Raw genomic sequence first — 12097 nt, forward strand, 5'->3', positions numbered from 1 at the left:
ACTGCCCTGTCTCATCAACACTAAGACTGGCTTCTGTAATGGTCCGAACCTTGTCCTCTACACTGGTTCCAGATGCTGTAAACCGGTAAAATCGTGGGTTCCTTCTAATTTCTTGACAGCCTCCTGCATCCGCTCCACATCGAGGGGATAGGGAAAGTGAGTAGCATAGTGACGGCGCATGGGATTTTTAGGACGCCCCCTATCTACTATAAACTCATAGGTCTTGCTATGTTTTGCATAACGGCAATGAAAATCATCCGCCACAATCTCAATCGAAATCACATCGATATCTTCTGGTGACTGAGTATCCAGAGCAAAACGGAGTTTTTCCTCATCCATCTGATAGGGCAGATCAAAATGAATGACCTGTTCCAGAGCATGGACCCCACTATCCGTCCTACCAGCACCATGAACAGCGATGGCTTGCCCCTTATTGAGTCTCGTTAAGGTTTTTTCGATTTCCTCTTGAACGCTCCGCGCATGAGGCTGGCGCTGAAAACCGGCAAAGGCAAAACCATCATAAGAAATAGTTGCTTTATATCTTGTCATAACTTCTATTTTATCAGGAAATAAAAGTGTAAACAAGTTTAAAAACCAATAATTGTCTGGGTACAAAATTCCCAGAAAGAAAAACTTAGGAAACCAATCCTAAGCTCTCTTTTGAAGTGCGTACATAACAAAGATAGAAGTGACAATCAACCAGCATCCTAGAATGTTGAAGACCAACATACCGTTTTGAGTGACCAGACCGATTGCCCCAAGAATGAAAGGTGTCGTAAAGGCTCCAAAGCTGCATCCTAGCACTGCAAAAGATGTTGCCTGATTAAGGAGCTTGGCTGGGATTCTTTCAGAAAGAAGCTGAAAGACAGTGGTCAAGGCCACACTGTAAGAAAAACCTGCCACAACACTTCCAACTACCATCACACCCAATGACGGAGACAAGGCAATCACAATCTGCCCCAATCCAAAGGTGATACCTGACCAAAGGAGCAACCTTTCTTTAAACAGAGAGATAAAGAAAGAAAAACTCACACCTGCCAAGATACCAATCAACTGCATGATACTTAAAACCAAACTAGATAACTGGGCATCCCCTAGACCTCTTTCCACCATCAGACTAGGAATACGAATGGTGATAGCTGTGTTGGTACAGACAACAACTGCTGCTTCGACAGCCAATAGAAAAATTAAGCCTTTCATCTGTCCTGTCAAACGAGTCGTTTCGGCCTCTTTTTTCTTTGTTTCTTTCTTTTCTTTCCCATAAGGGACAAAGAGCAGATAAAGGATCAATACTAAAAATCCCGCACCGTAGGCCAAGAAGGTCACTGTCCATCCCAAGGATAAGAGTTGACCTACCACTAGAGTCAAAATCGACGCCCCGACAACTTCTGCTGATCCACGGAGACCCAGCATCTGAATCCGTGTCTTTCCATGATAGCGTTCGCTGATGATGGAAATGGCCTTGGCATTGATCATCCCAACACCCAAGCCAAATAAAATCCGCATCGCAAAGACAAAGTTGTACTCCTGATACCAGAAAGGAGCTGTTCCACCGATAGAGAGGATGAGAAGTCCCAGACTAATCTGAAGACGCTCAGGAAATAACCGCTCCAAAAACCCATTTAAAACCAGCATAATCATGATTCCAAAAGAAGGAAGACTGACCAGGAGCTCGATTTGTTCTTTGGGGTAGCCTTGATAGTAGTCAAACATGGCTGGCAGAGCACTTGAGATGGAGAAGGAGGTAATCAAAACGAGGGAGAGGGCCAAAATACTAGCCCGTTCTAAATATTGTTTCATGAATTTTCTTTCTATATATTTCTCACTGTTGATCCTTTTAAAAGGAAGATGGCAAGAAAAGAAGGAGCCTGATTGAACTAGAGACTCCGTCCTAACTTTCCTAATAGGAAGACTATTTTCGCTTGATTTGCTTGATCAGATAGAAGATGAAGCCTGCAACCATATACGCCGCAAAAATGATCAAACACCATTTGATAACCACGTCCCAACCCTTGTTCACATTTAAAAAGAAATAAGGGAAGGGATTGTCCTTGGAATTCGGAATATTGAGTTTTAAGACCAAGCCATTAAACAAGGCAAAAATCATATAAACCAAGGGCAAGATGGTCCACAAGACTGGATCCCAGATCTTATATTGACCCCGTTTATCAAAGAAGAGGGTGTCGGCTAAAAACCAGAGTGGAACGATATAATGGCAAAGGAAATTTTCCACACGGTAAAAGTCTGTCGCGATCGGAGCAAGCATAAAATGGTAAATCACACAGGTAATCATGATACTCATGGTAACACCACCCTTGAGACGAAGCAAGGTCGGACTTTGCCAATTTTCACCTGAACGGCTCATCACACGGAGCAGATAGCCCGTGAAAATCGTTACCAAAAGATTGGACAACACTGTGTAGTAAAGGAGCATACCAAAGCCACCGTGCTTGGTAATCTCCAAATAAACTCCTGTAAATGCCGCTAAGAACAGGAGCACACGACTATAAAAAATAAATTTATAATTCAGTTTCATGGCTAGATTTTCTTAACAAATTCTGACTTGAGTTTCATAGCTCCAAAACCATCAATCTTACAGTCGATGTTGTGGTCACCTTCTACGATACGGATATTTTTAACGCGAGTTCCTTGTTTCAAATCCTTTGGCGCACCTTTTACTTTCAAATCCTTGATGAGGGTTACAGTATCACCGTCAGCCAATTTATTTCCATTGGCATCGATAGCAACTACACCTTCTTCTACTTCTGCAACTTCTGCAGGATTCCACTCATAGGCACACTCTGGGCAGACCAAGAGACTTCCGTCTTCGTAGACATATTCTGAATTACATTTTGGGCAATTTGGTAAGTTGTTCATAAGTCCTCCTTAAACTAACAATTATTCTTTAAAATTCATATGTTATTGAACAGCAACTATTATACCGTAAAATCCTACTTTTGACAATGTGTCCTAAGTCCAGCAAACAAAAAAAGTCATGCAACTGTTTACAGTTACATGACTTTTAAAAGATGATTGGTCATGGGCACTTATCAAGCACCTCATGATAAAAGGGGTAGCAACTATATTTTACAAACCAGGAGCTTGTCCAAGTTCTGCTGCAAGCATCCAAACTGTTTTCTCAAGTTCAGCCTTAGCACCAACAAAGATATCGTTTGTAACATCATCGCCTTCTTCATCAGTCACATCCAAAGCTTTTTGGAAAAGAGCGATAAGGTAGCGATAAATCGCTAGAACACGTTCCAAGCTTTCTTCAACGTTACGGAATTCTCCTTCTTCTTCTTCGATTTCACTGTGTTGAAGGAATTCTGTCAAAGTTGAGTAAGGTTTGCCACCAAGAGTGATCAAACGTTCACTGATTTCGTCAAGATAGCCATCAAGGCTGTCCATGTATTCATCCATTTTTGGATGCCATACGAGGAAACCACGACCACGCATATACCAGTGAACTTGGTGAAGGGCAATGTGAGCCACATACAAGTCTGCTACTGCTTGGTTCAATACTTCCTTTGTTTTTGCCAATGCTACTGGCGCTGTTTTAGATAATGTTGTTACGTCTTTTACTGCTTCTTTTTTCAATTCAACCATATTGATCACCTCATAATATTATTTTTGCAACCATATTTATTGATTACTATCTCAGTATACTACTCCTAGTAGACAAAAGCAAGAAAATTAACCCATATTAAAAAAGTTGTAATTGACTGATAATTTAAGAAAAATATACAGTCTTTAAAAAAAAGACAGTCTTAGCAGACTGTCTGGAATAACTGAGATTATTTTACAAAATCAAGCAATGCCAAGAAGCTTTCAGCTTCAAGTGACGCACCACCAACAAGGGCACCGTCAACGTCTGGGCAAGCCATGTATGAAGCAACGTTTTCAGGTTTAACAGAACCACCGTATTGAACACGAACTTTGTCCGCAACTTCTTGACCGAAGTCTGCAGCTACAACGTCACGAACAACTTTACACATTTTTTGTGCATCGTCTTGTGAAGCTGATTTACCAGTACCGATAGCCCAGATTGGCTCATAAGCGATAACTGATGCAGCAACTTGTTCTGCAGTCAATCCAGCCAATGCAGCAGATACTTGAGCACCTACGAATTCAGCAGCTTTACCAGCTTCGTAAGTTTCAAGTGACTCACCACAACAGATGATTGGAAGCATACCGTTTGCAAAGATTGCTTTTGCTTTTTTGTTGATATCTTCGTCGGTTTCATGGAAGTAGTCACGACGTTCTGAGTGACCGATCACAACGTAGTCAGTACCGATTTCTTTCAAAACTTGTGGGCTAGTTTCACCAGTGAAAGCACCTGCATTTTCAAAGTAGCAGTTTTGAGCAGCAACTTTAAGGTTTGAACCTTTAGCAGCAGCAAGAACAGCTGTCAAATCAACTGCTGGAGCTGCGATACCTGCTTCAACAAGGTCTGATGAAGGAAGTTTTGATGCAACGGCTTCAACGAATGCTTTTGCTTCTTCTGGATTTTTGTTCATTTTCCAGTTACCAGCGATAAATGGTTTACGTGACATTTCACATACCTCTTTTTTCATTTTATTCACTATTATTCTATCATATTTATAAGGAGCTTGCAAACCTTACTCTAATTTTCAAGATTTTTCAAGCGACTAATCTTGCCACAAATTCATGGCATCGAGGAAATCAGCCGAAGCCTGAACTTGTTTGGGATTGTTCGCTTCTCGCTCTGCTCGTTTGGCCTCTACCTGAGCCACAGACTGAATGCCTTCATGGCGCCAGTTTCGTAGGATTGCCTGAATATATTTCCAGTTTGGCTTGCCATTGAGAACGGCCTCTCGAAGAGCTTCCTTGATCAAATCCGCCTTAACTCCGTCTTCTTTGACAGTCTTAGAAAGATCTTCGATTTCGAACGGCGTTAACAAACGTCCTAATTCCTGCTGGAAAGTCTCAACCAAATCCTTCAACTGATTCTGCGGGTTGGGGGCTGTTGTAGCTGGAGCTTGGGTATCTAGCAAGCTATCCAAGCGTTCAAAAGCCAAACTAGCATCAAAAATCAGCTCAATTTCCCCATTTAGCTCAATGGTCCGATATTGTAGCAAACCATTCTCAGTCAAATTTGAAATAGATTGGTTGACATCAGCCACCTCTTTCCCAATGATTTCAGCAATCTGGCTAGGCGAAACATCTCCTAAGGCTGTGGTGTTTTGTAGATAGAAAAATTGCCAGACGAGAAAATCATCGCTGGAAGGAAAGAGTTCCTTAAAATGCAAGAGCAGGGCACTTGGCAAAACCAAGTTCCCTGATTTAAAAGCGTCAAAATATGTCATAATTCCTCTTATAGATATCCAAATGCAGCCGCATCATCCTCTACCTTTCTCCAGTCAAAAGGGGTTTCTTGATAAACTGCATAGTTTACCCAATTGCTGAAAAAGAGGGCAGCTGATGAAGACCAACAGAGACAAGGTGTCTCATTTACATCATCATTTTTAAAGTAGTTCTCTGGTATATGAGGATCGAGTCCCGCCTCATAATCACGAAAATACTCTCTTGCCAAAGTGTCACGATCATACTCCAAATGACCAAAACTATAAATTTCACGCAAATCTCGACTAGCTAGGATAGAAACCCCAACCTCAGGACCTTCTGACAGGATCTCCAGATTGGTCTTATTTAAGATTTCTTCTTTTAAAATCTCAGTATGACGAGAATGAGGAGATACATAGCGATCATCAAAACCTCTAAAAAGAAGGTGCCCTTCTTTCAAGGTGTCCTGTGGGTAAATACCTGATAGTTTCCGATCCATCTGGTGCTTTTCAACGCCATAGCGAACATAAAGACCTGCTTGTGCTCCCCAACAGATATGGAGGGTTGAAAAAACATGCGTCTTGGACCATTCGATGACCTGTTTGAATTCCTCCCAGTAGTCCACCTCTTCAAAAGGCAAATGCTCCACTGGTGCTCCTGTGATAATCATTCCATCAAAAAAGTCATCCTTGACCTCTGGAAAGGTCTTATAGAAGGTTTCCATATGTTCGGCACGAGTTGTCTTGGAACGATGTGTTTCCATATATAAGAAATCAATATCTAATTGCAAAGGGGTATTAGCCAAATGCCGTAAGAGTTGCGTTTCTGTTACCATTTTTTGAGGCATGAGATTTAAAATCAAAATCTTCAAGGGGCGAATATCCTGATGAGCAGCCCGTTGGTCGTCCATAACAAAGATATTTTCTGTCCTTAAAATCTCCACAGCTGGTAATTTTTTATCAATTCGAATCGGCATAATACCCTCCTAACAGTTCTCTATTTCGGGAATGATCTTGTCTGTTTGAAAGTAAAAACCTCCAAATACTTCTTCCCTTTATTATACTGTATGAAGATATAGTTTTCAATTATAGTTTTTCTCTAACTAGCTATAGTTAATTTATATAGCAAAAGAAGAGAAAACAGCCCCAAGGACTGTTCTTCATTAATAATGCATAAGTACCTTGTAATCGTAATCTCCGATTTTTTCACGGCCTTTAAGCTCATCCAACTCAATCAAGAAAGCACAACCGGCTACAACTCCACCAAGTCTTTCAATCATCTCAATGGTTGCTTTGACAGTTCCACCTGTTGCCAAAAGATCATCTACGATGAGAACACGTTGACCTGGCTTAATCGCATCAGCATGCATGGTCAAGGTATCAATACCGTACTCTTTCTCATAATCAGCAGAAATGACTTCACGTGGCAATTTCCCTGGTTTACGAACAGGAGCAAAGCCAATTCCCAACTCAAAAGCAACTGGGCAGCCAACAATAAATCCACGAGCCTCTGGTCCCACAATCATGTCGATTTTCTTATCAGTTGCATACTGAACAATTTCACGAACAGCATAGCTATAAGCATTTCCATCTGCCATCAAAGGGCTGATATCACGGAAGGTGATACCTTCCTTAGGATAATTTTCAATCGTTGCGATATAATCTTTTAAATTCATCTTTTTCTTTCTTTCAAAGTTTTTTACTCTCTATTATAGCATATTTTTTAAGAAAGAAAAAAGGAAAAGTTAACTTCAATAATTATCTAACGATTTGACGATTTATAACTAGCCATAGCAATAAAGCCCAATTTCTGTTTATTCTTAGCAAACATTTTATACATAGTTAAAAACTGCTTTCTATTCTCCTTTTTACAAGCATTTACGCAAATTTTCAAAGTTCCTAGCCAACCTTCGTCATAAATCATACCTGATAATTTCATTAATGTCATTTCACCAGTCAATATTTTCACATCACGATAACCTGATTCTATCATCACCTGTTCCCAACCATCTTGAGTTAAAGGACCTACATTTACATGAATTGCTTGTGACAATTCCTGTCTGACAGACTCTTTAGCTTCCTTAAGAAGCACATCATGTGTCAAAAGAAGACCTTCAGGTTTTAAAACCCTTAGATACTCCATTACACATTTTTTCTTAGCTTGATCGGCTTGCATAGTCAGCATAGCTTCATTTATAACAATATCAAAACTAGCATCTTCATAAGGAAGTTTCATTGCATTTGCTCTTTCAAATCTGATCAAATGACCAACACCTGCCGTTTCAGCAGATTTTTTAGCCACTTCTAAGGCTTGTCCATCCATATCAACAGCAGTTATCTTACAACCAAAATGCTGTGCCAACTCAATTGCTGTAGTTCCCCTATTGCACGCAACTTCTAGTATTCTCTTTTCTTTTGAAAATCCTCCTTCCGCAATTAACCAATCTGTAGCACGTTTTCCACCTGGACGTAAGCGTTTTTTCCCCAGTTTTGCTAAAAACTTATGACCTGCTTCTGACATTTGAACACCTCTATTTTTTCTTCATTATAACATAAAATTATATTATCTGACAATTCTAATTTATTATTTGATAAACTAGAATCAAAAGCATACAAGCTGCCATGACTATAGGCATAAATCTATTAATCACCTCTCTAGTTCGAATTCAATTGCTCACGTAGTTTACGCATATAGGTTACGATTACATATTTGTACTTTAGAGTTACTGGCCTCCTTGTCCGCTATATACGCTTTACTATCACGTGCCTATTCGTATAGCTAAGATTTCTCTATCTCTTTCTCTGCCGATTCTTATTTCCAACGTCAGACTTAAACAGTCTATCCTAATGCCGTTCGATCAGCTACTCAAAATAGTCAGGTTTGGGAATCACTTTTGGGTTTACTAGTATATGGTACCTACAGAGGACTTACACCTCAGATGAACGGAATGCCCGTTGTACCTAAAAAACGAGCACATTCGTACTCGTTTTTAAAAATCTGTTAATTAAAGTGAGTTTACGTCAACCTTGATACCAACACCTTGAGTAGTTGTGATAGTCAAGTTTGTTACGTAAGTTCCTTTAGCTGTAGCTGGTTTTGCTTTTTGGATTGTTTCGTTGAAAGCTTTAAAGTTTTCAACCAATTTTTCAGCTTCAAATGATACTTTACCGATGATTGCTTGAACGTTACCTGCACGGTCAGCACGGTAAGTGATTTTACCACCTTTAGACTCTTCAACTGCTTTAGCAACATCCATTGTTACAGTACCAGTCTTAGGGTTTGGCATCAAGTTACGTGGTCCAAGGACACGTCCAAGACGTCCAACAAGAGCCATCATGTCAGGTGTAGCGATAACTACGTCGAAGTCCAACCAACCGTCGTTGATTTTCGCAACAAGGTCATCTTCACCAACAAAGTCTGCACCAGCAGCTTTTGCTTCTTCAGCTTTTGCACCACGTGCAAAAACAAGAACGCGTGAAGTTTTACCAGTACCGTTTGGCAATACCATTGCGCCACGGATTTGTTGGTCAGCTTTTTTAACGTCGATGTTCAAGTTGTAAGCAACTTCTACAGTTGCGTCAAATTTTGCAAAGTTAGTTTCTTTTGCAAGTGCTACAGCCTCTTCTACACTGTATGCTTTTGTGCTGTCGATTTTCTCAAGAGCAGCACGAAGTTGTTTGCTTTTTTTAGCCATTTTCTATTCTCCTTGTAAGTGGTTCAATCGATTTTCATCTCCCACGTCACTTCTCGAAATGATGAAGTCTTGCGGGTTTTCAATCTATTAATATTCTTTTCCTACTTCCTTAAGTTCCTTTGCCGTACCCAAGTACAAGCATCAGTCACTTACCTAGTATGAAAAGTAACTAATAGACTGCTGTGAGATTTTCTACTGTGTTATTGATTAGTCAACAACAGTGAATCCCATAGAACGAGCAGTACCTTCGATCATACGCATTGCAGACTCAATGTTTGCTGCGTTCAAATCTGGCATCTTAGTTTCTGCAATTTCTTGTACTTGTGCACGAGTAACTGTAGCAACTTTAGTTTTGTTAGGTGTACCTGATCCTTTTTCAACACCTGCAGCTTTTTTCAAAAGAACAGCAGCTGGTGGTGTTTTTGTAACGAAAGTAAATGATTTGTCTTCGTATACTGAGATAACAACTGGAATGATCATACCAGCTTGGTCAGCTGTACGAGCGTTGAACTCTTTTGTGAATCCCATGATGTTGATACCAGCTTGACCAAGAGCAGGTCCAACTGGTGGAGCTGGTGTAGCTTTACCAGCAGGGATTTGCAATTTTACAAGTTTTTCGACTTTTTTAGCCATTTTTAAATCCTCCTTTGTGGTTTTGGCGGTAATGTAAGATTTTTACCTCCCACAAGTATGCTTTACACATACCTTTCCATTATACACTATTTATCTAAAAATGCAAGAGAAAAATTACTTTTTTAATCGACGTAATCTCCGCCTTCAAAGCCATAGTACTCTTCCAAACTGAGACCACTTGCAGCAATTTCTTTGGCTTCTTTTCCAACGTAGCGAAGATGCCATTCTTCTGCCATGTAGCCAGTCTCTTTTTCCTTGCCTTTGAGATAGCGAACAACAAAGCCATAGTCAGCCGCATGATCTAAGAGCCACTGGGCTGCCTTCTCCTCTGTTACCAATTCTCCATTAGTACCAATCAAATCAAAAGCAAGACCCGTTTGGTGTTCACTATAACCTGGGCGTGCTGAATAGCGATCTGCAGCTTCCTTCCCATCTTGATTCACATAGTCTTGATAAAGTTTGGTTTGGGTTTCATAACTTCTAAAACCACTGTAGTGATCGCTGATTGGGTAGCCAGCTGCTTGCATTGCTGCAATGAGTTTGACCAACTCTGCTTTAGCTGTTGGATTTTCTCCTGGATTATAGTCTTTTGACAAAGGATAGTGCTTATTAGCTATGACGATTTCATCGTACTTCCCTTGAATACTATAGTAGTCTCCCTTATTGACAACTTCTGCTTTCTTCTGACTAGAGGCTTGAGATTTGCTCCCTACAGTTCCTTCAGGTTGACTAGTTTGTTCCGTTTTTTGAGTGTTTTCTTCATTTTTAGGTTTTTCTTGAGAACATGCTGCTAGGGTTACTGCCAGCAAACCAGATAAAACAATGTATCTTTTTTTCATTTTTTCTTCCTCTCTTAGACCAAGTGCTTCTCTAATTCATCGGATAAGGCTTTAATCATTTGTTCCAACTCATGGGATTTCACTTGGCAATCTTCTGCCGCCATTTCTTCCCATGGCACCCACCAGACTGGACCACGACCATTAAGACCATAACCTTTCATATCACCTGTTCTTCTCGGAAAAAGATGCCAATGAGCGTGGGCATCTCCATTTCCTAGAAGTTCAATGTTCATCTTTTCAGCTTTAAACGTTTTGGCAACAGCTTCTTGGACCAAACTCATTTCCTCTAGAAAACGAAGTTTTACAGAAGTCTCCATATGGTGGAGTTCTGTAACATGCTCTTTTGCCAGAAATAAGGTATAGCCCTTAAAGTATTGGTGGTCTCCAATAACAACATAGCCTGTTTCTAGTTCTTTTACAAAGTAGGGATTTTCCCCTGCCTTGATCCATTCAATTCTTTGACAAATCAAGCACATATTAGTCCACCAATGCACTCTTGAGATAGGCGTCTACCATACGCTCAGTCGCCACTACTGAATCAATGTGTGTTCGTTCGTAAGAGTGACTGGACTCGATACCAGCTCCAAGGAGGGCATGCTTGACCTCGGCTCCTGCTGACATAGCTGCGGAAGCATCCGAGCCGTAAAATGGATAAATGTCGAGCTTAAATGGAATATCTTGCTCCTTTGCCAAAGCCACTAAATGTTGACGGAAGTCGTAGTGATAGGGACCTGAAGCGTCCTTGACACAGATAGACACTGTATACTCATCCGTCTGCTGGTCATCGCCCATAGCTCCCATATCTACAGCCAGATATTCTACTACCTGACTTGGAATATTGGAGTTTGCACCGTGACCCACTTCTTCAAAGACTGAAAAAGCAAAATGAGTTGTTACTGGCAATGCAATCCCCTCTTCCTTGTAAATACGAAGAAGATTGAGCAAAATCGCTGCGCTGACTTTGTCGTCCAAGTGACGTGACTTGATAAAACCAGTCTCTGTCACGATAGTTCGTGGGTCAAAGCTGATAAAATCACCGACCTCGATGCCCAAGGCGCGCGTTTCTTTTTCATTGGTTACTTTTGCGTCCAAACGCACTTCCATATTGTCCTGAGTGCGTTCAGCAGTTCCTGCATCTTTGTAGACATGGCAAGATGTCTGGTGGATGAGGATCGTTCCAGATACCGTTTTACCTGTACTAGCCACATGAACGGTACAATTCTCACCTTCAATCATGTTCCAAGGAAAACCACCGATACGGTCCAATTTGAGACGACCATCTGGCTTGACTGCACGCACAATGGCTCCAAGTGTGTCTACATGGGCAGTTACATAGCGATGTTGTTCGTCATTTTGACCTTTGATTGTTACATTGACACCACCCTTAGATGTGCGAACAAGCTTGTAACCAAGCTCTTCTAAAGTATGGACTAGGTAGTCTGAAATCTCACGAGTAAAACCCGTTGGGGATGCAATAGCGGTTAGTTCTTTGATATAGTTTATAGTCTGATTCATTTCTTCACCTCTTTCCTACCATTATAACATTTTTCTAGTCAGACTCCTTATCAAAAGGAGAAAAACTGTGTTTAGTTGCTTTCACTATCGATCCATGTTATAATACGAATAC

14 protein-coding genes and 1 pseudogene are annotated in these 12097 nt (G+C 40.7%); all 15 read right to left on the minus strand.

The window, feature by feature from the left end; translation table 11 throughout:
• Positions 1–549: pseudogene (gene truA / locus HMPREF0849_RS02200) on the minus strand (tRNA pseudouridine(38-40) synthase TruA); the annotation flags it as partial.
• 99 nt (positions 550–648) lie between these two features.
• The gene (locus HMPREF0849_RS02205) at positions 649–1800 is read right to left on the minus strand and encodes an MFS transporter (protein WP_000816256.1); all 1152 of its coding nucleotides are present in this window, start codon (positions 1798–1800) and stop codon (positions 649–651) included.
• 112 nt (positions 1801–1912) lie between these two features.
• The gene (locus HMPREF0849_RS02210; protein WP_000775204.1) at positions 1913–2536 is read right to left on the minus strand and encodes a Pr6Pr family membrane protein; all 624 of its coding nucleotides are present in this window, start codon (positions 2534–2536) and stop codon (positions 1913–1915) included.
• A gap of 2 nt (positions 2537–2538) precedes the next feature.
• Entirely contained in the window at positions 2539–2877 is a 339-nt protein-coding gene (locus HMPREF0849_RS02215) for a zinc ribbon domain-containing protein YjdM (RefSeq protein WP_001061600.1), read from the minus strand.
• A gap of 210 nt (positions 2878–3087) precedes the next feature.
• Entirely contained in the window at positions 3088–3606 is a 519-nt protein-coding gene (locus tag HMPREF0849_RS02220; protein ID WP_000229890.1) for a Dps family protein, read from the minus strand.
• A gap of 188 nt (positions 3607–3794) precedes the next feature.
• Entirely contained in the window at positions 3795–4553 is a 759-nt protein-coding gene (gene tpiA, locus HMPREF0849_RS02225; protein ID WP_000087899.1) for a triose-phosphate isomerase, read from the minus strand.
• 96 nt (positions 4554–4649) lie between these two features.
• Positions 4650–5327: a DnaD domain-containing protein gene (locus HMPREF0849_RS02230; RefSeq protein WP_000220742.1), complete on the minus strand. Its 678-nt coding sequence runs from the start codon at positions 5325–5327 to the stop codon at positions 4650–4652.
• Between the two features lie 8 nt (positions 5328–5335).
• A complete protein-coding gene (gene metA / locus HMPREF0849_RS02235; protein ID WP_001122731.1) occupies positions 5336–6280 on the minus strand; it encodes a homoserine O-acetyltransferase MetA in 945 nt (314 codons plus the stop codon).
• Between the two features lie 186 nt (positions 6281–6466).
• Entirely contained in the window at positions 6467–6979 is a 513-nt protein-coding gene (locus tag HMPREF0849_RS02240; protein ID WP_001049316.1) for an adenine phosphoribosyltransferase, read from the minus strand.
• 86 nt (positions 6980–7065) lie between these two features.
• A complete protein-coding gene (locus HMPREF0849_RS02245; protein ID WP_001287223.1) occupies positions 7066–7824 on the minus strand; it encodes a class I SAM-dependent methyltransferase in 759 nt (252 codons plus the stop codon).
• Positions 7825–8308: 484 nt separating this feature from the next.
• Entirely contained in the window at positions 8309–8998 is a 690-nt protein-coding gene (gene rplA / locus HMPREF0849_RS02250) for a 50S ribosomal protein L1 (protein WP_001085675.1), read from the minus strand.
• A 207-nt stretch (positions 8999–9205) separates the two neighbouring features.
• Positions 9206–9631, minus strand: coding sequence for a 50S ribosomal protein L11 (gene rplK, locus HMPREF0849_RS02255; protein ID WP_001085808.1), 426 nt, complete (start codon positions 9629–9631; stop codon positions 9206–9208).
• A 122-nt stretch (positions 9632–9753) separates the two neighbouring features.
• Positions 9754–10470, minus strand: a complete 717-nt coding sequence (gene ldcB / locus HMPREF0849_RS02260) for an LD-carboxypeptidase LdcB/DacB (RefSeq protein ID WP_000747741.1) — start codon at positions 10468–10470, stop codon at positions 9754–9756.
• A 14-nt stretch (positions 10471–10484) separates the two neighbouring features.
• Entirely contained in the window at positions 10485–10946 is a 462-nt protein-coding gene (locus HMPREF0849_RS02265) for an HIT family protein (protein WP_000335633.1), read from the minus strand.
• A gap of 1 nt (position 10947) precedes the next feature.
• A complete protein-coding gene (locus tag HMPREF0849_RS02270) occupies positions 10948–11985 on the minus strand; it encodes a M42 family metallopeptidase (protein WP_001076926.1) in 1038 nt (345 codons plus the stop codon).
• Between the last annotated feature and the right edge of the window lie 112 nt (positions 11986–12097).

This window comes from Streptococcus sp. C300, assembly GCF_000187645.1.
GTDB classification, from domain to species: domain Bacteria; phylum Bacillota; class Bacilli; order Lactobacillales; family Streptococcaceae; genus Streptococcus; species Streptococcus oralis_CQ.

Coding starts and splice junctions, on each gene's coding strand:
- HMPREF0849_RS02220 (WP_000229890.1), bottom strand. CDS start 3,606: ATGGTTGAATTGAAAAAAGAAGCAGTAAAAGACGTAACAACATTATCT.
- HMPREF0849_RS02210 (WP_000775204.1), bottom strand. CDS start 2,536: ATGAAACTGAATTATAAATTTATTTTTTATAGTCGTGTGCTCCTGTTC.
- rplK (WP_001085808.1), bottom strand. CDS start 9,631: ATGGCTAAAAAAGTCGAAAAACTTGTAAAATTGCAAATCCCTGCTGGT.
- ldcB (WP_000747741.1), bottom strand. CDS start 10,470: ATGAAAAAAAGATACATTGTTTTATCTGGTTTGCTGGCAGTAACCCTA.
- HMPREF0849_RS02240 (WP_001049316.1), bottom strand. CDS start 6,979: ATGAATTTAAAAGATTATATCGCAACGATTGAAAATTATCCTAAGGAA.
- HMPREF0849_RS02230 (WP_000220742.1), bottom strand. CDS start 5,327: ATGACATATTTTGACGCTTTTAAATCAGGGAACTTGGTTTTGCCAAGT.
- tpiA (WP_000087899.1), bottom strand. CDS start 4,553: ATGTCACGTAAACCATTTATCGCTGGTAACTGGAAAATGAACAAAAAT.
- HMPREF0849_RS02265 (WP_000335633.1), bottom strand. CDS start 10,946: ATGTGCTTGATTTGTCAAAGAATTGAATGGATCAAGGCAGGGGAAAAT.
- HMPREF0849_RS02270 (WP_001076926.1), bottom strand. CDS start 11,985: ATGAATCAGACTATAAACTATATCAAAGAACTAACCGCTATTGCATCC.
- rplA (WP_001085675.1), bottom strand. CDS start 8,998: ATGGCTAAAAAAAGCAAACAACTTCGTGCTGCTCTTGAGAAAATCGAC.
- metA (WP_001122731.1), bottom strand. CDS start 6,280: ATGCCGATTCGAATTGATAAAAAATTACCAGCTGTGGAGATTTTAAGG.
- HMPREF0849_RS02245 (WP_001287223.1), bottom strand. CDS start 7,824: ATGTCAGAAGCAGGTCATAAGTTTTTAGCAAAACTGGGGAAAAAACGC.
- HMPREF0849_RS02215 (WP_001061600.1), bottom strand. CDS start 2,877: ATGAACAACTTACCAAATTGCCCAAAATGTAATTCAGAATATGTCTAC.
- HMPREF0849_RS02205 (WP_000816256.1), bottom strand. CDS start 1,800: ATGAAACAATATTTAGAACGGGCTAGTATTTTGGCCCTCTCCCTCGTT.